This is a genomic window from Mesorhizobium oxytropidicola (genome assembly GCF_056174625.1).
The window spans coordinates 1,152,615-1,174,201 of sequence record NZ_CM149692.1 but is presented as its reverse complement, the minus strand read 5'-3'; the positions used below and the strand labels follow the sequence as shown (position 1 = coordinate 1,174,201).

The following is a 21,587-nucleotide window of genomic DNA, read 5'->3' as shown; positions in this document are numbered from 1 at the left end:
CAACATCCGCATGCAAATCCGAATTGAAGCCAGAGGGCCAAGTGTATGAGGATGGCTACCGCAGCCGCCTGGAGCCTCCTATCTAACTCAAATAGAAACTTACGGAGCAACCCGTGACTTGTCTGATGAATTGTCAGAGGTTCCTGGTGTCGTAGTAGCCGCGGTATTAGAGGTGTTGGAAAGCGTCTCTATGTCGATGTACCGCTTAGACCATCCTTCCAATAGTGGCTTAAGATCTATTTCGTTTTGATCACCAGGCGATTTGATGCAATTCTGTTTCCAAATCTCTATCGCCAACTGGCCATGCAGTTGGGAGAGACTGGCAAGTGATCTCGATGCTTGGCTCCAATCAGCTTGAGGGCCATAGAACCCCACAATCGCTGCGGCTGCGGTGCCAAGCGCCGGAAAAACGACAGCAAGTGTGCGAACTACGCGCTGCGTAGTGCCCTCGCCTCGACCAAATTCGGTTGTGCTTAAACTAACGAAAATCGTTGTTAACATACCGATCGAGATCGTAATCCAAGTCGCAAATTGCCACTGAGAATATGCGCCGTTGGCCTGCGCACTCCAATAAACTCTCTTCATGGTGATATCCTTGCTCAAAGCACCCAAGACACGCTCTCCAGCAAAGAATGGCCTCAATTTAGAAGTGTTTTCATCGTTGTAACTAAGGAATATAAATGGCGTAAGAAATTGTTTAGATTCTTCAGGAAGGTCATCGAATTTCGAAGCACCAACACAATTTAATAGCCATGAAGTTACCGAATTATGATCGGAATATATCAAATCGTAAGAGCGATCTTCTCGAGATCTATCTCTCAGATCAAGTCCAAATTTTTCCAAAAGTTGGAATTCCATTTGCCCCGAGTACACGAACTTGGCGGCTATATAGGAAGCAAGAACGCAAAACGCACTAAAACTAATCGCGATAAACAGCTTAGACAGCAATATCATGAGCGTCGAATATTTTGGCATCTGATTGCCTCAAAAATACGTGCCGTCCAATAATAGGATTCTAAGCAACTTAAGGCAAGGTCCGACTATAATAGAACTGGAAAAAGCAATGGCGGGCTAGAAAGCCCACCATCTCACTAATAGGATGACGAAAGACCGAACTGACTGGAGCCGGTCTAGGTTTATGTCAGTTCGCACCGCCGAGCATATGCACGTTGGCGCAGAACTCGGCGTGCGGCTTGCTCATCGCTGCATCCTGGCATTCCTTCTTCATTGCTTCCTGCTTTTCCATCGGCATGGCCATGAAGGCGGCCTTGAATTCCGCCATCGGCTTCATGGTTTTCATGCTGGAATCGGTGAAGAACGGCGCCATATTGTCCGGCTCATCGAGTGCACCGGCAAATGCAACGCCGCTGACCATGGAAAGAGCAAGTGCTCCGAGGCAGATGTTCTTGAAGTTCATAAGAAGTTCCTTCCCTGTGTTTTTTACACACGAGCGTCAGAACGACGATCGCATCCACAGTTCGGGGCTAGGCCGGTCGATGTTTCCTCGAACAGCGTCCTCACGCGAACGTGACTGCGCAAAGTTGATCTCAATCAGGACGAATTTGCCAAAAAAGAGGCCCGGATCGCTCCGGGCCTCAATGCGTGAGCCTCTTTCGAGAACGTCACGACGGGATCTTTGGAGCAGTTCCAGGGAAAGCCAAATTGCGGGTTTCCTGGAATTGCGTGAGGGAATCATGGGGCCGGCGGGAGGAGGGTTCCGCCGGCCCCGTTGGCGAGGCTGGCCTTACGGCACCACTTCGCCATGCTGGGAGATATCGAGGCCTTCGACCTCATCCTGGATCGTCGGACGCAGGCCGACCAGCGCCTTGACGATGTAGAGGATCACGAAGGTGGCAACCGCCGTCCACAGGATGGTGAAGGCGATACCATAGAGCTGCTTACCGACCGAAGCGTCCTTGCCGAGCGCATTGATCGCCGGATCGGCGAGCGCGCCGGTGAGCAGTGCGCCGACGATACCGCCGATACCATGAACGCCGAAGGCGTCGAGCGAGTCGTCATAGCCGAGCGCATGCTTGAGCTTGACCGCCGAGAGGTAGCAGATAACGCCGGCGAGAATGCCGACGATGAACGCGCCGGTCGGGTTGACGAAGCCGGAAGCCGGCGTCACCGCGACGAGGCCCGCGACGGCACCCGAGATGATGCCGAGCACCGACGGCTTCTTGGCGACGATCCATTCGGCGAACATCCAGGCCAGCGCCGCGGCAGCGGTGGCGACCTGCGTGTTCATCATCGCGGCGCCGGCAAGACCATCGGCCGCCAGTTCCGAACCGGCGTTGAAGCCGAACCAGCCGACCCACAGCAGCGAAGCGCCGATCACTGAATAGACCAGGTTGTGCGGCGCCATGTTGGTGGTGCCGTAGCCTTCGCGCTTGCCCAGGACCAGCGCGCAGACCAGACCCGCGACACCGGCGTTGATGTGGACGACCGTGCCGCCGGCGAAGTCGAGAACGCCAGCCGCGCCAAGGAAGCCGCCGCCCCATACCCAATGCGCGATCGGGCAATAGACGAACACCAGCCACAGCGCCATGAAGAGCAGCAGCGCCGAGAACTTCATGCGTTCGGCGAAGGCACCGGCGATGAGGGCAGGCGTGATGATGGCGAAGGTCATCTGGAACATCGAGAAGACGAATTCAGGGATGTTGGAGACCCCTGGAAGCCACAGCGTGGAGACGGTGATGCCGTGATGGAAGAATCTCGAGAAGCCGCCGATGTAGTTGTTCAAGCTGGCGGAATCATTGGTGGTGAAGGCGAGCGAATAGCCGAACATGAACCACAGCACCGTCACCAGGCAGGTGATGGCAAAGCTCTGCATGATGGTGGCGAGCACGTTCTTCTTGCGCACCATGCCGCCGTAGAACAGCGCCAGGCCCGGGATGGTCATCATCAGCACCAGCGCCGTCGAGGTCAGCATCCAGGCGGTGTTGCCGGTGTCGAGCACCGGGGTGGGAGCGGCAGCCGGCGCGGCAGCGGCGGCGGCCGGAGCTGCTTCCTGCGCGAAGGCGGCGACGCTGCCCAATGCTGCGAGAGCAAGCGAGCCCAGAAGGGCCGCCCGTCCCGTCGTCTTCAAGGTGGAAGAAATATTCATTGAACTCTCCATTGGAATACGTGTTCGCCGCTCAGAGCGCGTCGGTGTCTGTTTCGCCGGTGCGGATGCGCACCGCCTGGTCGATGCCGAAAACGAAAATCTTGCCGTCGCCGATCTGGCCGGTCTTGGCCGCGGCGGTGATGGCTTCGACGGCCTTGTCGACCGTGTCGGCACTGACCGCGACCTCGATCTTGATCTTCGGCAGGAAACTGACCGCGTATTCCGCTCCGCGATAGATTTCCGTATGTCCCTTCTGACGCCCGTAGCCTTTGACTTCGGTGACGGTCAGGCCCTGGATGCCGACGGCGGTAAGCGCTTCGCGTACCTCGTCCAGCTTGAACGGCTTGATGATTGCCATCACGATTTTCATAAGGTTTCACCCTTTGCTGTTGCGGTCCCCCGCGTTTGCACGACTTCACCGATCCCAAAGAGCCGGAGAGTGCCCCCAAGGATTCAAGCTCCGTGCCAAGTGCCGAAGCAGCATGTTAACCTGTTGTAAACAAAGGGAATGGGGTGGCCGAAGCCAGCCGGTGCCGGTGCCTGCGGCACGCCACATGCTTAAAAATTATGCAATTTTTCGAAAATGCCTAATTTGCCGGCTTTGGGTATGGTCCCGAAAAGGCGAACCCGGTTTTCTCGGACAAACGGTTTTCGTTTGTCCAGTGTTCCTGCTCAAACAAGACTCGGAGTGCTCAACGCTTGAGCCGGATCAACCCTTCCTGCGCCATCGAAGCGATCAGCGTGCCGTCGCGCGCATAGAGCGTGCCGCGGCTGAAGCCGCGCGATCCCGAACTCGACGGGCTGTCCTGCGCATAAAGCAGCCAGCCGTCGAGCGAATGCGGCCGGTGGAACCACATCGAATGGTCGAGGCTCGCCGCCTGGATGTCGGGATCGAACAGGCCGCGCCCATGCGCGAAGGTCGAGGTGTCGAGCAGCGTCATGTCGGAGAGGTAGGCGAGCAGCACCGACTGCAGCGCGCGATCGTCGGGAACCGGCCCGGCAAGGCGGATCCAGACATTCTGCCGGGGCGGCAGCTTGTCGCGGCTTTCATAGTGCTGAAGATTGACCGGCCTGAGCTCCAGCGGCCGCTCGCGCGCCCAGAAGCGGCGCACCGCCTCCGGCACACGCTCGGCCCTTTCGAGCAGCTGCCGCTGCGTCTGCAGCCCTTCCGGCGGCGGCACGTCGTCGGGCAGCGCGAACTGGTGTTCCAGCCCCTTCTCATCGACCTGGAACGAGGCTTCCAACGAAAAGATCGCCTGTCCATGCTGGATCGCCAGCACGCGGCGGGTGGTGAAGGAGCCGCCGTCGCGGATGCGGTCGACCTCGTAGATGATCGGCACCCTGATGTCGCCCGGTCGCATGAAATAGCCGTGCAGCGAATGCACGAAGCGGTCCGGCTCCACCGTCCGCTGCGCCGCCACCAGCGCCTGCGCGATGGTCTGGCCGCCGAACACGCGCTGCCACTCCACCTGGGGGCTGCGACCACGATACAGATTGTGTTCCAGCCTCTCGAGGTCGAGAATGCGCAGAAGCTCGTCGATCGCCGCCGTCATGTTTTGTGACCTCGCCGCAAAATTGCTATGGCGGTTTCCGACAGGAAGAACGAGCCGTCAAGGGCGCCAGCCGCGGCCGGCGCGCAAGGAGCCAAGACAATGGAACGCAAGGCGGACGCCAAGACCAGATCCGGGCTCGATGTTCTCGTCGCCGGCGCCGGCTATGTCGGCCTGGCCACCGCCGTCTCGCTGAAGCAGGCGCGGCCGCATTTGGCCGTGGCACTGGTCGATGCCGCGCCCGCCGGCGCGTGGCAACGGGATGGCCGTGCCTCGGCCATTGCGGCGGCCGCCTGCCGTATGCTCGACCAGCTCGGCGTCTGGGCCGAGATCGCGCCGCAGGCGCAGGCGATCACCGAGATGATCATCACCGATTCGCGCAGCGCCGATCCGGTGCGCCCGGTCTTCCTGACCTTCGGCGGCGAAGTGGCGCCGGGCGAGCCCTTCGCCCATATGGTCGCCAACAAGTCGCTGAACGGCGCCTTGCGCGCCAGAGCCGAAAAGCTCGGCATCGACATCATCGAAGGCGTCGCGGTGCAGGGTTTCGAGACCAATGGCGCCGGCATTACGGTGCATCTGGCCGACGGCGCCGCGCTGACGGCGCGGCTCCTGGTCGCCGCCGACGGCGTCAACTCGAAGCTGCGCGACATGGCCGGCATCAAGACGGTGAAATGGGAATACGGCCAGTCCGGCATCGTCTGCACCGTGGCGCATGAACGCCCGCACAATGGCCGCGCCGAGGAGCACTTTTTGCCCGCCGGCCCCTTCGCCACGCTGCCGCTGAAACCCGACGAGGACGGCACCAACCGCTCGTCGATCGTCTGGGTCGAACGCGCGGAAGATGCCAAAACGCTGGTGGAAGGCGACGATCTCGTCTTCGAGCATGAACTCGAACAGCGTTTCGGCCTGAAGCTCGGCGAGATCCGCGTTGCCGACAAGCCGCGCGCCTGGCCGCTCGGCCTCACCATCGCGCGCGCCTTCGTCGCGCCGCGCGTGGCCCTTGCCGGCGACGCCGCCCACGGCATCCATCCGATCGCCGGCCAGGGCCTCAATCTCGGCTTCAAGGATGTGGCGGCACTTGCCGAGGTGATCGTCGAGGCCGACCGGCTCGGCCAGGACATCGGCGCGCTGGACGTGCTCGAACGCTACCAGCAATGGCGCCGTTTCGACACGGTGCAGATGGGCGTCACCACGGATGTGCTCAACCGGCTGTTTTCCAACGACATCACCCCGCTGCGCACCGTCCGCGACATCGGCCTCGGCCTCGTCGAGCGCATGCCGCGCCTGAAGGCGTTTTTTATCCGGCAGGCATCGGGGCTGTCCGCCGGCACGCCGCGGCTGCTGAAGGGCGAGGCGATCTAGCTGTCTCACGCACACGCCAGGGCGTGTTGAGATTCAGGTCAGGCCGAGTCGAAAACGATGGCTTCCGAGAACCGGAGCGGAGCGTACTTAAGTACGTGAGCACCGGACGCGCAGGAGGCCGTCGTTTGCAGGCCGGCCTCACCTGAATATCAGCACACCCTAGTTCACCTCGAAACCCAGCTTCTGCCGCAGCCGCAGCATGCGCTGATCGGCGATCTCAAGGCGCTTCTCGCCGCCCTGGGCGGCGCGGTTGACCATCTGCAGCAGGTCATTTCGCTCGCCGACATCGAGACGCTCGCGCAGGAACGGCGCCAGCTTGTCGATGACGACGGTGGTGTCGTCGATCTGTGACGCCGCCCATTTGGCATAGATCACCGCTTCATCGGTCTTCTTCTTGTCGGCGATCTCGGAAATGACAGCACGGATGACAGCCTCGCGCTGCGGCAGGATGGGTCCATTTTCGGAGACGATTGACGTAATCAGCGTCGCGGCAGCCACAACCGGATCGTCGATCGCCGTCAGCGGCGACAGGGCGGCCTGCTTGCGTAGCTTCTTGCGCCGGATGTTGCCTTGCACGCGCCCGACGACATCGGCGACCTCGCGCGCGGCGTCGTTCATGGCCTTCATCCGGTACCACCAGAACGCCGCCGCTCCGAGCGCGCCAAGGATCGCAATCAGGAAAGGCATGTCGAAATCCCCCCAGGAACCCGCGCGACGATAAGAGAACTGTCGCCTTGCTTCAACACGCGAGAGTTGACCTGGCCAAGAAAATTCAATTTGCGGCTGGTGAAGCTTAGGCGATTAAACAAGTCGGCTCACGCCGCCAAGCCAGCCTCCGCCTATGACCCCGGTATGTCGTAGATCGCCCGCACTTCGATCGTGCCGAGTTCAGCCAGCGGAATGCGGGCGGCGATGTCCAGCGCTTCGTCGAGCGTGTCGGCTTCGACCATGACGAATCCAAGCAGCTGTTCCTTGGTTTCGGCGAAGGGGCCGTCGATGACAAGGCGCTTGCCCTCGCGCCGTCGCACCGACTTCGACGTCCTCACCGATTGCAGCGCCTGCGCGATGATCAACTTGCCCTCCTGGTCCAGGACCTCGTTATAGGCCAGCGAATCGGCATCGAGCTTGGCCCCCCTCTCGGCGGTGAGCGCGTAAAGGTCGTTCTCCTCGCCATAGACCAGGCAGACATATTTCATTGCGGCCTCCCCTGCTGCGACGAACCATAGGATGCGGCAACGAGCGTGTCAGCCTTGCCTTCGACCGCCGCCGCATGGTCGAGAAGGCATGCCGCGACGCCGATGATGGCGACCGCCGCCAGCAGCCTGCCGAAGACGGGCGCCGGCGGATCCAGCCAGAAGTCTTCCTGTCGCTCAGGCCTGCGGCCTGGCCTCTTCCACAGCGCGAAAAACAGATTGTCCATGTGAACCTCCATCCGGCCACAATCCCGTGACCGCCCGCAGGACGCCCGGCCGGATGGAAGCCGACATTTTTGCCCGGATATTTTTTGAGGCCCCGAATATTTTTCCGGAAGCGATGAGCCGTCATCGTGCCGTGGTCCAAACAGCGCAGTGGTCTTCGAGCGCGCCCGCGCTATAGTTGACCGGATGCCACTCAGGCCAAGTTCAAGACAACCAAGGAGGACTTCATGGACCGCACCGCAACCGCCGTCTGGAAAGGCAATCTTAAGGAAGGCAAAGGCACGCTCGACAGCCAGAGCGGGACGCTCAAGGGCACGCCCTATTCGTTCAAGGCGCGCTTTGAGGATGAAAGCGGCAAATCCGGCACCAATCCGGAAGAGCTGATCGCGGCCGCTCATGCCGGCTGCTACGCCATGCAGCTTTCGCACTTCCTGGCCGAGAACGGCACGCCCGCGGCCGAACTCGACGCCAAGGCCGTGGTGACACTGGTTCCAGGCACCGGCATCACCGGCAGCGCGATCACGCTGGTCGGCAAGGTGCCCGGCATCGATGCGGCGAAATTCAAGGAACTGGCCGAGAAGGCCAAGGCCGAATGCCCGGTCTCCAAGGCGCTCGGTGCGATCAAGGTGTCGCTCGACGCCAAGCTCGGCTGAGCAAGGCGGCCCTGAAGTGACGAACGCCGGCCTGAGAGCCGGCGTTTTCGTTACGGACAATCGCCCCGGCGCGGCTACGTCTGGATCGCTGGCCGCCTCAACCGCCCAGCGCGTCGAGCCGGGCGCGCAGAGCGGCGACTTCCTGCTCCAGCGCCTCCACTCTCGCATCCAGCTCGGAGTGAGGCATGGCCGGCGCACTGCGCTGGGCCGAAAGGGCTGCAACGTCCACAGCTCCTGCGAGGAGATGCACGTAGCGATCCTCACGCTGGCCCGGCCCGCGCGGGATTTCCTGGATCAGCGGCGGCCGGCGGCCGATCAGCATGTCGAGTTCAGCGCGCAGATCCTCGATCGACGAAAACCGCGCCATGCGCTCGGCGCGCGCCAAGAGCTCATGCGCGGTCTGCGGCCCGCGCAGCAAGAGCAGGCCGAGCAACGCGGTCTGCGGCGTGGTCAGCGAGAAGCGCTGCGCCATCTGGTGCTCATAGCGCTCGACGCGCGAGCCGAACATCTGCCGCACCAGCCCCTTCTGCTCGAGCAGCTTCAGTGCCCGGTGCACCTCTGTCGGTTCCAGCGCCATCACCGGCTCGCGCGCCGTCTTCTGGTTGGCGGCGGCAAGTGCTGCGTTGAGCGTCAGCGGGTAGACATCGGGCGTCAGCTCCTTCTTCTCGATCAGGCAACCGAGCACGCGCGCTTCGATGGGGGAGAGGATGGGAAGGTCTTCGCTCATGAAAGTTGTTTGGCCTCCTGGCTGTAAAACGCGGTTGCAAGGGCGTGTTGGCGTGCCTGGTGTGCCTCATCCCCGACCATGGCGGCAAGGTTCATTTCGTGGTGACCATAACGCGCTTCGAGATGGCATGCGATGGCGATCGGGATGAGACCGGACCCCATCTCTCGCGTCTGCCTTTTCCGCTCGATCAGCCGCGGATTTCAAGGTGCGATCCGGCATCCGGCGCATATGCATGGCGCGCGCCTTGGCATTTACAGCAATTTCAGGAGAAGTGCGTAGCGGAGATAGAGCGTTTCACGGCCCGTGAAACGCGCTAGTCCAACTCAACTTCGGACGCGACGTCCGTCCGTGACGGTTTCAGCTTCCAGAATGATCTGACGAGCACGTCCTCGGCATAGATCGCTTCGTCGAACTGGGCTTGTCCAAACACCTCGGTCAGCGTCGGTCGATCCCCGAGTAGCGAAACGCCAAAGGCAGCCTGGTCATTCGCCAGCGGCACGTCCATCGCGTCCAGAATGGTCGGAAATATGTCGATTGTGCCCGAAAGCCCGGCATACGCTTTGGCAGGAATGCCGGCGCCCGACAGGGAGAAAAAGTTGCGCCGTTCATATTTGTTCAAACGATCCGTCACAGTGCTTGGCGCACTGAGATGATCGCTTTGCAGCACCAGAACGGTGTCTGCCATCAGACTTTCGGCCTCGGCCTTGTGGATGAAGTCCGCGATCAGCATGTTCGTGCATTTCACGGCATGGAGAATGTTTGGGGCCTGTGGGGAAAGTCCCGTCTTGCCGATACATTTGTCGGTCAGGTAGCCATCCGTCGCATGCCCGCCGCTGACGGCGATCGTCAGCGAGAACGGCCGGCCGTCTTGCTGCGCACGCCGCAAAACGTCGAAGCTCATATCCAGAACCTGGGCGTCATCGGCGCCGAATGAACTGCCAGGCCCGCCGACACCGGCCACCACCTCGGCTCCCCCAAAAAGTGACGAGTAGCCATGGGAGGCGTAGAACGCCCCCTGACCGGTAAAGCCGAGCGGCCAACCGGAAATGAAATTCTGCCGATAGCCTCGTGCCCTTAGAACATCACCCAGGCATGTCAGGCCCGGCAGGAATTGCGAATTCTCCTCCAGATATTGGCGCGTTGTGAAATAGGTCATCAGCAACGGCGTTCCGCAGTTCGCCGCCACCATCCCGGCCATGGAATTGTTGGTGTAGGCAAGCTGCACCATGTTCGTCGCCGAAAGACCGCGTCTGTCGAATTCGAGCAGCGGATCCATGACGTCGCCGAACTCCGCCTTGTTCAGGTAAGTGCGCTCGGCGCTCTCGACGAAGATATGGACGAGGTTCTTTGGCGCGGCCGGCACGGACGCCGTTCCTGCCTCCGGTTTTGTCAACGGCGTGATATCGACGAACCGCGTGGCGAGGAAATCATGCAACGGATTGGAATGCATCGCCGCCACGATCGGGCGCGTTAGCATCGGGTTCGCCGCCAGGAAGAATGCCATCAAGGCGACGTCCAATCCTCGTGTCAGCGTGCCGCGCGCCTTCAATGCGGCTAGGCCGAAAAGAACGACCGCAATGACCAGTATCGTGCTGCCGGTATGCATCAGATATTCAACAACGACACCGGGCGTCAGGATGCCCGCATCGACATGCATCAACATCGCACCCCAGTCAAAATAGCCGAAGGCGCTTTCGATATAGATATAGACAAGGAATAGAAGGCCGGGGAAAAGCGAAAAATAGAGCCTGAACCACCCGGTTTTTTGCTGATCCGCCCCCTTGTCCCGGAACCTATCCATCAAGACAAGCGCAATTAAGATTCCCAAGCCGACAGCCGCAAGCAGCCCCTTCTCTTGAAAATGGATCAGCGACACAAGCCAGGTGAGCGATCCCACGGTTGCTACGCTGATCAATGGTCCGGATACTGAGTACCGATTCACGATAAAGCCGTGCATCACTTTGCTCTCGAGCGACAATCTCGCAAGTGAATATCGAGAACCACTTAAGACTATACTAAGGCAATGCTGCAGGCTTCGCGCATAAAGCAATCAATTGCTTGCACGATTTCTAATATAAGGTCGCCGAAAAAGCCTCGACCATGGCGAGCGGCATGTCTGGAAACAACGATCAGGCGCGGTCGGCCGCCACCCAACAAGAGCATGCCAGGCAAGGCGCAGTCAGCGAGAACTGCAGAGCCATCTGAACGGATGGCGTTCGACATGCGAGCCGAACAACGGCGACACCAGCCCTTCTGCTCAAGCAGCTCGGGCGCCTGGTGAATCTCCGTCGGTTGCCATCCCCGGCTCGCACCATCCTCTGCATGGTGCCCGCTCGGCATTGAGCGTCAGCGGATCCGGCGTCAGTTCCTTCTTTGGATCAGGCAGCCGAGCACACCCGGTTCGATGGAGAGGATGGGAAGATCGCTCATGGAAGGTGTTCAGCCTCCCGGCGGTAAAACGCGGTTGCAAGGGCATGTTTGCGTGCCTGGCGGGCATCGTCCCTGACCGTGGCGGCAAGGTTCATTGCGTGGTGACCATAGCGGGCTTCGAGATAGCGCGCGATGGCGGTCGGGATGAGACCGGACCCCATCTCCCGCGTCTGGCTTTTCCGCTCGATCAGGCCGCGGATTTCCTCTGCTGCCGGCACCGGCACGTCCGTCTGGTCGAGGCATTCGCCGAGGTTCATCGGCGGCAGGCCGGCAAAGCCGCGCTGTCCCATCCAGTCCAGGGCCACCAACGGCCGGATCAGATAGAACAGCTTCTTCAGCTTCACCTCGCCGGAAAAACTGCCGATCTTGGCGACATGCGAGCGCGCCAGACCGAGATAGTGCTGCGATACCTTTACCGGATCGACGATCTCGGCCAGCAGGTCGAGAAGGCGCGCGCGAAATCCCGGGACTTCCTCATAGACGATGGGTGACTTTGCCCATTCGACGATGACCGCATTGCCGCCGAGCGCCAGCAGCAAGGCCTTGCGCAGATCCCAGCCCCCGGCATCGATCTCGCCTTCAATCGGAAACTCGATGACGTCGCGCGGCTGTTGCAGCACGAGGTGATCCGACACGCGCCTGATATAGACAAAGCGGCAGTCATAGTCGCTGTCCGGAGACGGAAAGCCCCAGGCGCGACTGCCGCTTTCGACGGCGAACAGGATTTTTACACCCTGGCTTCGCACCAGATCGAGGCGCTCGCGGAGGGCCGCGACGGCGTCCGGCGAAAAGTCAGCGGGTAGTTTCGGCGTCAGACTCGGCGCTCCACCATCATCTTCTTGATCTCCGCAGCCGCGTCGCCGAAGGCGCGCAAAAGGAAAAGCGATCGCGGTTAGACCCGGCGCTCCACCATCATCTTCTTGATCTCCGCGATCGCCTTGGCCGGGTTGAGGCCCTTGGGGCAGGTCTGGGCGCAATTCATGATGGTGTGACAGCGGTAGAGCCGGAACGGGTCTTCGAGATTGTCGAGCCGCTCGCCCTTGGCCTCGTCGCGGCTGTCGATCAGCCAGCGATAGGCCTGCAGCAGCGTCGCCGGGCCGAGATAGCGGTCGCCGTTCCACCAGTAGCTCGGGCACGAGGTCGAGCAGCAGGCGCACAATATGCACTCATAGAGCCCGTCGAGCTTCTCGCGGTCCTCATGGCTCTGCAGCCATTCCTTGGCCGGCTGTGGCGACACCGTCTTCAGCCACGGCTCGATCGAGGCATGCTGGGCGTAGAAATTGGTGAGGTCGGGCACCAGGTCCTTGACCACCTGCATATGCGGCAGCGGATAGACTTTCACGGCGCCGGAAATGTCGTCGCAGCCCTTGGTGCAGGCCAGCGTGTTCGAGCCGTCGATGTTCATCGCGCAGGAGCCGCAAATGCCTTCGCGGCAGGATCGGCGCAAGGTCAGCGTCGGGTCGATCTTGTTCTTGATCCACAGCAGCGCGTCGAGCACCATCGGCCCGCAATCGTCCATGTCGACGAAATAGGTGTCGATGCGCGGGTTCTCGTCATCGTCCGGCGACCAGCGGTAGATGCGGTATTCCCGCAGATTGGTGGCGCCTTCCGGCTTTGGCCAGGTTTTGCCCTGCTGGATCTTCGAATTCTTGGGGAGCGTCAGTTCGACCATTACCTCAGGTCCTTTCGGATGACGAGCTTCAGCCCGGACCAGATTTCATTCACGGCGGCGACCTTGACGTCGACAAGGTCGCGCTTCAGCGCTTCGGTGCGCACGACGCCTTCGGTGACGTCGGTCGGCACTTTCGACGCCTTCTTCGGCCACGACACCCAGACCATGCCGTCGCGCTTGATCGCCGCCTCGACATCGCCGAGGCGATCCTCGATCTCGGCGCGATGCCGGGTGAAGGCGTGCACCGCGTCGTATCTCTGATGGCTGCCCGAAATGTCGGACCATTCGGCAAGCCGGTCGACCTCGGCAAAATCGACGGCGTCAACCAATTCATCGAGCTCCGGCGGCAGCGCGATGAAGGCGGCCGTCATGCCATCCTTCAGGCCAAGCTTGGCCGGAAGGGGCTTGCCGGAATATCCCGTGGCCGCCAGCGCCATCGTCAGTACACCCTGGCCTTCGGCGCGATCTTGGCGAGGCTGATGCCGCCGTCCTTTTCGGCCAGCAGCGGCTCGGTGTGCACCGGCCGGTAGCTGAGCGTCACCTTGCCGTCCTCGCTGAGCCGCGCCAGCGTATGCTTGCGCCAGGTGGCGTCGTCGCGCGACGCAAAATCTTCCCGCGCATGCGCGCCGCGGCTCTCCTTGCGGGCCTCGGCGCTGTAGACGGTGGTGATGGCATTGGCCATCAAATTCTCCAGCTCCAGCGTCTCGACCAGGTCGGAGTTCCAGATCATCGAGCGGTCTGAGACCTTGATGTCCTTGAGCTCGCCCAGATTTCCGAAATGCGCTTGCAGCCGTTTTCCAGCGATTCCTGCGTGCGGAACACGGCAGCGTCTTCCTGCATCGCCTTCTGCATTTTTTCACGCAGCACCGCCGTCGGCGTCGAACCATTGGCGTGGCGCAGCCCGTCGAAGCGATCCATGATCTTTTCGACCGAGGCTTCGTTGGGCGAAGGGATCGCCGACTTGCGGTCGATGACCTGGCCGGCGCGGATCGCCGCGGCGCGGCCGAACACGACCAGATCGATCAGCGAGTTCGAGCCCAGCCGGTTGGCGCCGTGCACCGAGGCGCAGCCCGCCTCGCCCACCGCCATCAGACCGGGCGACACCCGGTCCGGGTTCTCTGCCGTCGGGCTCGAGTACCTCGCCCCAGTAATTGGTCGGCACGCCGCCCATATTGTAGTGCACCGTCGGCAGCACCGGGATCGGTTCCTTGGTCAGGTCGACGCCGGCGAAAATCTTGGCCGATTCCGAAATGCCGGGCAGCCGCTCATGCAGCACGGCCGGATCGAGGTGGTCGAGATGCAGGAAGATGTGGTCCTTCTTCTTGCCGACGCCGCGGCCCTCGCGGATTTCCAGCGTCATGCAGCGCGAGACGACGTCGCGCGAGGCAAGGTCCTTGGCCGACGGCGCGTAGCGCTCCATGAAGCGCTCGCCCTCGGAATTGACGAGATAGCCGCCCTCGCCGCGCGCGCCTTCGGTGATCAGGCAGCCGGCGCCATAGATGCCGGTCGGGTGGAACTGCACGAACTCCATGTCCTGCAGCGGGAAGCCGGCACGTGCCGCCATGCCGCCGCCGTCGCCGGTGCAGGTGTGCGCCGAAGTTGCCGAGAAATAGGCGCGGCCATAGCCGCCCGTCGCCAGCACCACCATCTTGGCCGAGAAGCGATGGATGGTGCCGTCATCGAGATTCCAGGCGACGACGCCGGTGCAGGTGCCGTCCGGCTCCATGATCAGGTCGAGCGCGAAATACTCGATGAAGAACTGCGCGTTGTTCTTCAGCGACTGGCCGTAGAGCGTGTGCAGGATGGCGTGGCCGGTGCGGTCGGCGGCGGCACAGGTGCGCTGCACCGGCGGGCCTTCGCCGTAATTCATCATGTGGCCGCCGAACGGCCGCTGGTAGATCTTGCCCTCTTCGGTGCGCGAGAACGGCACGCCATAGTGCTCGAGCTCGTAGACCGCCGCCGGTGCTTCGCGCACCAGATATTCCATGGCGTCGACATCGCCGAGCCAGTCCGAGCCCTTGACGGTGTCGTACATGTGCCACTGCCAGGAATCGGGACCCATATTGGACAGCGAAGCGGCAATGCCGCCTTGCGCGGCAACGGTGTGCGAGCGGGTCGGGAACACCTTGGTGATGCAGGCGGTGCGCAGGCCCTGCTCGGCCATGCCGAGCGTGGCGCGCAGGCCGGCACCACCGGCGCCGACGACCACCACATCGAATTTGTGGTCGACAAAGCTATAGCCTGCTTTGTTGGCTGATTTCGCGTCCTTGGCCAACTCAGCCTCCGAATGCCAGCTTGAGCAGGGCGAAGATCGAGGCGACGCCGACCGCTACTGTGAAAAATGTGTTGAGCGCGATCGTCGCCAGCTTCAGGCCTTCGCTGGTCACGTAATCCTCGATGATCACCTGCATGCCGAGCCGCATATGGATCAGCCCTGAGATGAGCACCAGGGCCAGCATCAGCGCCACGAACGGATTGGCAAGTGCCGCGCGCACTTCCGTATAGCCGGCGCCGTTGAGCGCGATGAGGAACCCGACGAAGAACAGCGTCAGCGGAATGTTGGCGATAGCCGTCAGGCGTTGGCGCCAGAAATGGCCCGTGCCCTCACGGGCGGAACCAAGACCGCGGACTCTCGCCAGCGGCGTGCGCATGTCGGTATTTTTGTTGCCGCTCATGGTCAGGCTCCTCGCGCCATATAGCCGGCGATCCAGATCAGCAGGGTGAGCAGGACCGAGCCGACCAGTGTCGCCCAGGCGATCTTCGAGGCAGTGTGCTTTTCGAGGCCGGTGCCGGTGTCCCAGACCAGGTGGCGCACGCCGCCCAGCATGTGGTGCATCAGCGCCCAGGTGTAACCGAACAGGATCAGCCGGCCGAGCCAGGTGCCGAAGGCCCAGTTGACCCCGTCGAAAACCGGTTGCGAACTTGCCGCCGCCATCAGCCAGACGGCGACCAGCAGCGTGCCAAAATAAAGCGCCCCGCCGGTGATGCGATGGATGATCGACATCGTCATCGTGATCGGCGGCCGGTAGATCGTCAGGTGCGGCGAGAGCGGCCGTTCACGTCTGGCGAATTCGCGGGTGGCTGGTGATTTGCTCATGGCTCCCCCAGGTTCGGCGTCTCTGGAGCCTCAGGTGGGAATGCGGCATTGCCGCTTCCGGTTGCGACTTCGGACAGCCGGTTTCTAATGCTCTTTTTGCACCGCGTCAAAGCCAGAAAATCGTTTTGGAAAAGTCATTTAGTCTGACAAAAAGGCAGGCTCGGGCTTCAATCGATTAGGGGTTGATGGCTTGCAGCCGGCTCTATATCGCTGCAGTGCAGCATGTCTGGTCCAGAGCCCGGCTGTGTTGCGATTCGCACTATCGTTTGCAGGTCTGCGGCGTCGAGCCTCTCTTCATCACCAGCGCCTCACGCCCGTCGATCACGATTGCGTCATGCGTGGCGGCCTCCTGGTAGCGGCTGGACTGATTGGCGGGCGACGCTGCGAACTCCTCGGTCGCGCCGTCGGCCCCGACCACACGCAACGCCGTGCCGAGATTTTGGATGGTGATCATGCCGTTGTTGCCGCATCTGTAGGTGGCCGTACCTATGCCGGATCGCGGCGCGGTGAGATCGGTGGTGATCTTGGTTGCCGGTGCTGGAGGCGCGGATGCCGGAGGAGCGGCGGCCGCGATGGGCTGCTGCGCCGGCGCAGGCGAGACGGTACTGGCCGCCTTTGGCGCGCCATCCTGCGGCACACAGGCAGCAACGATGGCCAGAAACGGGAAAACGGACACCCAAACCGTCCGGCGTAACGCCATATGCTGTCCTCCCGCGCGGCAGACTAGCCACGATGCTGCGCCAAGATCAAGGTTGCCCCAACGCCACCTTGTGAATCCATTCGATGCCGGCCGCGATGGTGCGTCCAAGCATGGCCGAATGATGGCCGACGGGTTTTCCCTCCAGTCGGAAATTAACCATGTTTACCGAGACATCGCCGCGCAGCGCGCCGGCCTCTTAACAAAGGTTAAGAAAAGGTTAATTTCTGATTCGAGGAGCCATGCATGTCGCCCAAAAGTGCGTCAGCGGTTTTGGGACAAACGACATGCATCCAAACAAGAGATAAAAGCGCGTCGCGACGCGCTTTGGCCTCAAAGAAGGAAAACGCCATGCGTTTAAACTCGAGCAGATTGCGCCTTGCTGCGCTCATTGTGGTGGCCTCGGTCGCCGGCCTGGCGACGCCCACGCTGGCCGATGGACGCCACCAGGATCGCGTCTACGCCGATTCCTTCGGCAATCTCGTCATCGACAGCGCCGCCGGCTACAAGCGCATCATCGTCGGCGAGGGCAAGCTGGCCAAGCAGCTGTCCGACTACACCAGTGCCGGCCAGCCCAAGGTGATCTACCAGAACGAATCCGACGAGATATCAGGCTACAGCGATTGCTACCGGCCGCCGGTGTTCGTCAAAGGCCGCAGCTACATGTACGGGCTTTCCGACGGCGAAATGCCGGAACTCAGCCCCTGCCGCTAGAGCATGATCCCGAAAAGTGGGAACCGGTTTTCGGAAGAGATCATGCTCCAAGAAAGAGTTAGATCAGGATGACGATTCAACCAACGTCATCCCGATCTGGAGTTGATGATGATCGCGTTGGACGGCCACTCGCCTCCCAGCCCGGCTGAAGCGCGCACGCAGTCGCGCCCGGCATTCTTCGCCAGATAAAGCGCCTCATCCGCGCGCCGCATGAGGTCGGCAATGGTTTCACTGGGATGAAGTTCGGCGATGCCGAAACTCGCGGTGCAGCGATTGTCCGGCGGCAGACCATCGATGGGCAGCGCGCCAAATGCGCTGCGCGTGCCCTCGGCGAACAGCCGGGCGGCGGCAAGATTGGCCCCCGGCAGGATGATGGCGAATTCCTCGCCGCCGATACGGCCCGCGACATGGTGCCTGGCGGCGGCCTCGCGCAGGAAACCGGCAAAGGTCTCGATCACGCGGTCGCCGGAGGCATGGCCGAAATTGTCGTTGATGCTCTTGAAATGATCGAGATCGGCGATGACCAGCGCGACCGGAACGCCTTGCCGCATCGCGCCAAGCACGGCCTGCTCGGCCTGGCGGGTGAAAGCACCGCGATTGAGCAGTCCCGAAAGCGTATCGGTCTCCGACTTCGACGTCACGTCGGCCAACACCTCACGAACCAGGATGGCCAGGATGAGCAACGCCAGCGCCAGGCCGAAGACGGTGCCGAGCGACTGCGACACCAGCGCGTAGCCACTTTGCAGATAGGCCTGCGGATTGGCGCCCCAACCGCCGAGCGCATGCGCGATGAACGGCTTTGAGGCAAATTGCACACCGCTGGCGGCCAGCACCGCCATCAGGATGCGATCGAGCCGGCCACGCCTTTGCCTGGACGACCAGACGATGGCCAATCCGACGAATTGCATGACGGCATAGGGAAGCTGGTAGGCCATCATGCGGGCCAGCGACTGGCGCGGCAGGTCCTGGACAAAATAGACGGCGATGGTGGCGGCGAGCAGGAAGAACAGCATCGGCGGCCATGGCGTCGCGATGCCGTATTTGCGGGCGAGCCCGACATTGAAGGCTATGGTGGCACCAAGGAAGACGGCGAAGGCGGCGACCACCGCCGGCCGCGCATCCGTAAAGGCGGGAATGCTGAATTCGATGGCGAAATAGACCATGCCCAGGAGATAGCCGGACGCCAGCCAGCGAGCCGGGACGCGGCCGACATCGTGGAACGCGACCGCCATGAAGGATGCCGCCAGCAGGCCGGCAACCGACAGATTGATCAGCAGGATGAAGTTCGCGCCGCTCATCTCTTTCGCACCCCGTGCCGCAGCTAAACATCGACGGGCGAAAAAGACGTTAACGTGGGCTGGAAAGCCCGGTGTCAGGCGGTCTTGGGCTGTTCCGGCACGAACAGCGTTTCGGGCCGTTCGTAGGACAGGCGCACGCTGTCGCGGCCGTTCTTCTTGGCCTTGTAAAGCGCCTCGTCGGCACGGCGCATCAAGGGCTGCAGCGCTTCCTCGCCGCTGCGGGCCGCTACGCCGAAACTCGCGGTGACCTTGGTGCCGGGGGGAAGTCCGTCGACGCCGCCGGCCGAGTAGAGGGTGCGCACCGCCTCGGCGAACAGCCGCGCGGCGGCGAGATCGCTCAGCGGTAGAAGCACGGCGAATTCCTCGCCGCCGATGCGCCCGGCGGCCCCGCGCGCGCCGGTGGCCGCCTGCAGCTTGGCGGCGAAGTCGGCGATCACCCGATCGCCTGCCGCATGCCCGTGCACATCGTTGAGTGCCTTGAAATGATCGAGGTCGGCCAGTACCAGCGCGACCGGAAACTTCGCCGCCGCGCAACGCTGCAACAGGAGCTCGGCGCGCTCTTCGAAGCCGCGCCGGTTGAGCAGGCCCGACAGCGGATCGGTATATGTCTCGGCCTTCAGCGCCTTCATCACGTCGAGCGCCGCGGCGCTGAACAGGCAAAGCGCGATCAGCAGCGACAAAAGCGCATGCGACAGCAGCGCCGTCGTCCAGTAGGACGAGCCATAGAATCCGTCATAGCTGGTGAACGGCCCGTGCGCGATGACGACGACAAGCGTGCGCACGAAGAAGTTGAGGCCCGACAGCAGCGACAGCACGAACAGGATCTTCTCGGTCGGGCCGTTGTTGCGCACCGGCCTGAGTTCGGCGCCGACCAGAAGGCTGAGCCCGCCGAAGGCGAAATTCATCGCCAGGATACGCCAGGTGAGATCCGGCGCGACGAACAGGAACCAGCACAGCGACGCCAGCCCGCCACCGGCCAACACGCCGATCCCCACATAGGGCACCTTGCGGCCATAGCGGGCGACGATGGCGCCCGACAGGCAGCAGCCGGCGATGGTGAAGCAGATGTTGGACACCAGCTTGGTCAGCACCATGCCGACGGGCAAGGTGAAATACTGGAACAGAAAGCCGGGCGCCGAAACACAATAGCTGAGTGCCAGCACGGCCAGGTAAGGCCGGTGGCGCTGATAGGCCCATAGCACGATGAAGGCCGAGCCGAGCGCCAGCGCGATCGTCGGATTGAGCAGCGCTATGAACAGGCCGGTGTCCAAAAGACGGTGACTTCCCCTCGCTTGACGTCAGGGAAGAGCTTAGGGCGCAAGCCCAAACAAGCGGTTAAGCGCGGGCGAATATGTCGGCCGCACGCGTGAAAAACCCCGGAACCGCAAGGCGGTCCGGGGTCTGGCAATCATCGGAGCGTGCTGGCTGGAGGTTACTTCCAGTCGCGGATGTCGACGAAGTGGCCGGCGATCGCCGCCGCCGCCGCCATGGCCGGCGACACCAGATGGGTGCGGCCCTTGAAGCCTTGCCTGCCCTCGAAATTGCGGTTCGAGGTCGAGGCGCAGCGTTCATGCGGCTTCAGCCGGTCGTCGTTCATGGCCAGGCACATCGAGCAGCCCGGCTCGCGCCAGTCGAAACCGGCGGCGAGGAAGATCTTGTCGAGACCCTCGGCTTCCGCCTGTTCCTTGACGAGGCCGGAGCCCGGCACGATCATGGCGTTGACGCGCGGATTGACGGTCTTGCCTTCGATCACCTTGGCGGCGGCGCGCAGATCCTCGATGCGGCCATTGGTGCAGGAGCCGATGAAGACGCGGTCGAGCGCGATGTCGGTGATCTTGGTTCCCGGCGTCAGGCCCATATAGTCGAGCGCGCGCTGCTTGGAGGTGCGCTTGTTCTCGTCGGTGATATCGTACGGGTTCGGCACGATGCCTTGCACGGAGACGACATCCTCGGGCGAGGAGCCCCAGGAGACGATCGGCGGCAGCTTGGCCGCGTCGAGCACGATCACCTTGTCGAAATGCGCGCCTTCATCGGACTGCAGCGTCTTCCAGTAGGCGAGCGCGGCATCCCAGGCAGCGCCCTTCGGCGCACGCGGCTTATCCTTGACATAGGCGAAGGTGGTCTCGTCGGCCGCGATCAGGCCGGCACGCGCGCCGCCCTCGATCGACATGTTGCAGATCGTCATGCGGCCTTCCATCGACAGCGCGCGGATCGCCTCGCCGGCATATTCGATGACATAGCCGGTGCCGCCGGCAGTGCCGATCTCGCCGATGATGGCAAGGATGATGTCCTTGGCGGTGACGCCTTCCGGCAACTGGCCATCGACGCGCACCAGCATGTTCTTGGCCTTGCGCTGGATCAGCGTCTGCGTTGCCAGCACATGCTCGACTTCCGACGTGCCGATACCGTGAGCCAGCGCGCCGAACGCGCCATGCGTGGAGGTGTGGCTGTCACCGCAGACGATGGTCATGCCGGGCAAGGTAAAGCCCTGCTCGGGGCCGATAATGTGGACGATGCCCTGGCGGATATCGTTCTCGGAATAATATTCGACGCCGAAATCCTTGGCGTTTTTGGCCAGCGCCTCGACCTGGATGCGGCTTTCCTCGTTCTTGATGCCGAACTTGCGCTCGGGCGAGGTCGAGACATTGTGATCGACCACGGCCAGCGTCTTTTCCGGATGCCGAACCTTGCGGCCGCTCATGCGCAGGCCTTCGAAGGCCTGCGGGCTGGTCACTTCATGGACGAGGTGGCGGTCGATGTAGAGCAGGCAGGTACCGTCGTCCTGGCGGTCGACGACGTGGTCGTCGAAAATCTTGTCGTAGAGGGTGCGCGGTGCGCTCATGTGCGTAAATCCGTCGATATG

At 62.2% G+C, this 21,587-nt stretch carries 22 protein-coding genes and 1 pseudogene; 3 read left to right on the top strand and 20 right to left on the bottom strand.

Going from position 1 to position 21,587, the window contains the following annotated elements; all coding sequences use genetic code 11:
* Positions 1-99: 99 nt before the first annotated feature.
* The 5 genes from AC0V8S_RS05765 to tesB form a co-directional block, all read right to left on the bottom strand.
* Complete coding sequence (locus AC0V8S_RS05765) at positions 100-975, bottom strand: hypothetical protein (RefSeq protein WP_475437111.1); 876 nt, start codon at positions 973-975, stop codon at positions 100-102.
* 166 nt (positions 976-1,141) lie between these two features.
* On the bottom strand, positions 1,142-1,417 hold the full coding sequence (locus AC0V8S_RS05760; RefSeq protein ID WP_096451620.1) for a hypothetical protein: 276 nt from the start codon (positions 1,415-1,417) through the stop codon (positions 1,142-1,144).
* 327 nt (positions 1,418-1,744) lie between these two features.
* The gene (locus tag AC0V8S_RS05755; RefSeq protein ID WP_475437110.1) at positions 1,745-3,106 is read right to left on the bottom strand and encodes an ammonium transporter; all 1,362 of its coding nucleotides are present in this window, start codon (positions 3,104-3,106) and stop codon (positions 1,745-1,747) included.
* Between the two features lie 31 nt (positions 3,107-3,137).
* Positions 3,138-3,476: a P-II family nitrogen regulator gene (locus AC0V8S_RS05750; protein ID WP_010912291.1), complete on the bottom strand. Its 339-nt coding sequence runs from the start codon at positions 3,474-3,476 to the stop codon at positions 3,138-3,140.
* A gap of 322 nt (positions 3,477-3,798) precedes the next feature.
* Positions 3,799-4,659, bottom strand: coding sequence for an acyl-CoA thioesterase II (gene tesB, locus AC0V8S_RS05745; RefSeq protein ID WP_183464301.1), 861 nt, complete (start codon positions 4,657-4,659; stop codon positions 3,799-3,801).
* Positions 4,660-4,758: 99 nt separating this feature from the next.
* On the opposite strand from tesB, the gene AC0V8S_RS05740 reads away from it, so the two are divergent.
* Positions 4,759-6,018 (top strand): ubiquinone biosynthesis hydroxylase, encoded by a 1,260-nt coding sequence (locus AC0V8S_RS05740; RefSeq protein ID WP_095202808.1) that lies wholly within the window; start codon positions 4,759-4,761, stop codon positions 6,016-6,018.
* Between the two features lie 159 nt (positions 6,019-6,177).
* On the opposite strand, the gene AC0V8S_RS05735 is transcribed toward AC0V8S_RS05740, so the two are convergent.
* The 3 genes from AC0V8S_RS05735 to AC0V8S_RS05725 all read right to left on the bottom strand — a co-directional run bounded on the left by AC0V8S_RS05735 (position 6,178) and on the right by AC0V8S_RS05725 (position 7,438).
* The gene (locus AC0V8S_RS05735; protein WP_475437109.1) at positions 6,178-6,705 is read right to left on the bottom strand and encodes a hypothetical protein; all 528 of its coding nucleotides are present in this window, start codon (positions 6,703-6,705) and stop codon (positions 6,178-6,180) included.
* A 152-nt stretch (positions 6,706-6,857) separates the two neighbouring features.
* Entirely contained in the window at positions 6,858-7,214 is a 357-nt protein-coding gene (locus AC0V8S_RS05730) for a YciI family protein (protein ID WP_475437108.1), read from the bottom strand.
* Positions 7,211-7,438: a hypothetical protein gene (locus AC0V8S_RS05725; RefSeq protein ID WP_183464304.1), complete on the bottom strand. Its 228-nt coding sequence runs from the start codon at positions 7,436-7,438 to the stop codon at positions 7,211-7,213. The genes AC0V8S_RS05730 and AC0V8S_RS05725 overlap by 4 nt, the downstream gene beginning before the upstream one ends.
* 225 nt (positions 7,439-7,663) lie before the next feature.
* Here AC0V8S_RS05725 and AC0V8S_RS05720 point away from each other — a divergent pair, with 225 nt between their 5' ends.
* Positions 7,664-8,089 (top strand): OsmC family protein, encoded by a 426-nt coding sequence (locus tag AC0V8S_RS05720; RefSeq protein WP_069090493.1) that lies wholly within the window; start codon positions 7,664-7,666, stop codon positions 8,087-8,089.
* 97 nt (positions 8,090-8,186) lie between these two features.
* On the opposite strand, the gene AC0V8S_RS05715 is transcribed toward AC0V8S_RS05720, so the two are convergent.
* From AC0V8S_RS05715 to AC0V8S_RS05675, 9 genes and pseudogenes are all read right to left on the bottom strand, one after another.
* A complete protein-coding gene (locus tag AC0V8S_RS05715) occupies positions 8,187-8,816 on the bottom strand; it encodes a YceH family protein (RefSeq protein ID WP_475437107.1) in 630 nt (209 codons plus the stop codon).
* Between the two features lie 313 nt (positions 8,817-9,129).
* Positions 9,130-10,773, bottom strand: coding sequence for a sulfatase-like hydrolase/transferase (locus AC0V8S_RS05710; protein ID WP_475437106.1), 1,644 nt, complete (start codon positions 10,771-10,773; stop codon positions 9,130-9,132).
* A 469-nt stretch (positions 10,774-11,242) separates the two neighbouring features.
* A complete protein-coding gene (locus AC0V8S_RS05705) occupies positions 11,243-11,992 on the bottom strand; it encodes a nucleotidyltransferase domain-containing protein (protein ID WP_475437105.1) in 750 nt (249 codons plus the stop codon).
* Positions 11,993-12,138: 146 nt separating this feature from the next.
* Positions 12,139-12,918, bottom strand: a complete 780-nt coding sequence (locus AC0V8S_RS05700; RefSeq protein WP_010912301.1) for a succinate dehydrogenase iron-sulfur subunit — start codon at positions 12,916-12,918, stop codon at positions 12,139-12,141.
* Positions 12,918-13,355, bottom strand: coding sequence for a DUF3052 family protein (locus AC0V8S_RS05695; protein WP_183464307.1), 438 nt, complete (start codon positions 13,353-13,355; stop codon positions 12,918-12,920). Before AC0V8S_RS05695 ends, AC0V8S_RS05700 begins: the two co-directional genes overlap by 1 nt.
* 2 nt (positions 13,356-13,357) lie before the next feature.
* Positions 13,358-15,193: pseudogene (sdhA, locus tag AC0V8S_RS05690) on the bottom strand (succinate dehydrogenase flavoprotein subunit).
* A gap of 1 nt (position 15,194) precedes the next feature.
* On the bottom strand, positions 15,195-15,593 hold the full coding sequence (gene sdhD, locus AC0V8S_RS05685; protein WP_475437104.1) for a succinate dehydrogenase, hydrophobic membrane anchor protein: 399 nt from the start codon (positions 15,591-15,593) through the stop codon (positions 15,195-15,197).
* A gap of 2 nt (positions 15,594-15,595) precedes the next feature.
* Positions 15,596-16,015, bottom strand: a complete 420-nt coding sequence (gene sdhC / locus AC0V8S_RS05680) for a succinate dehydrogenase, cytochrome b556 subunit (protein WP_475437103.1) — start codon at positions 16,013-16,015, stop codon at positions 15,596-15,598.
* A gap of 259 nt (positions 16,016-16,274) precedes the next feature.
* The gene (locus tag AC0V8S_RS05675) at positions 16,275-16,715 is read right to left on the bottom strand and encodes a hypothetical protein (protein ID WP_183464311.1); all 441 of its coding nucleotides are present in this window, start codon (positions 16,713-16,715) and stop codon (positions 16,275-16,277) included.
* 348 nt (positions 16,716-17,063) lie between these two features.
* On the opposite strand from AC0V8S_RS05675, the gene AC0V8S_RS05670 reads away from it, so the two are divergent.
* Positions 17,064-17,426 (top strand): hypothetical protein, encoded by a 363-nt coding sequence (locus tag AC0V8S_RS05670; protein WP_475437102.1) that lies wholly within the window; start codon positions 17,064-17,066, stop codon positions 17,424-17,426.
* A gap of 86 nt (positions 17,427-17,512) precedes the next feature.
* Here the strand turns inward: AC0V8S_RS05670 and AC0V8S_RS05665 are convergent, their stop codons facing one another.
* The 3 genes from AC0V8S_RS05665 to leuC all read right to left on the bottom strand — a co-directional run bounded on the left by AC0V8S_RS05665 (position 17,513) and on the right by leuC (position 21,566).
* Complete coding sequence (locus AC0V8S_RS05665; RefSeq protein ID WP_475437101.1) at positions 17,513-18,724, bottom strand: GGDEF domain-containing protein; 1,212 nt, start codon at positions 18,722-18,724, stop codon at positions 17,513-17,515.
* A 74-nt stretch (positions 18,725-18,798) separates the two neighbouring features.
* Positions 18,799-19,995 (bottom strand): GGDEF domain-containing protein, encoded by a 1,197-nt coding sequence (locus tag AC0V8S_RS05660; RefSeq protein WP_475437100.1) that lies wholly within the window; start codon positions 19,993-19,995, stop codon positions 18,799-18,801.
* 161 nt (positions 19,996-20,156) lie between these two features.
* Entirely contained in the window at positions 20,157-21,566 is a 1,410-nt protein-coding gene (gene leuC, locus AC0V8S_RS05655) for a 3-isopropylmalate dehydratase large subunit (RefSeq protein WP_475437099.1), read from the bottom strand.
* Between the last annotated feature and the right edge of the window lie 21 nt (positions 21,567-21,587).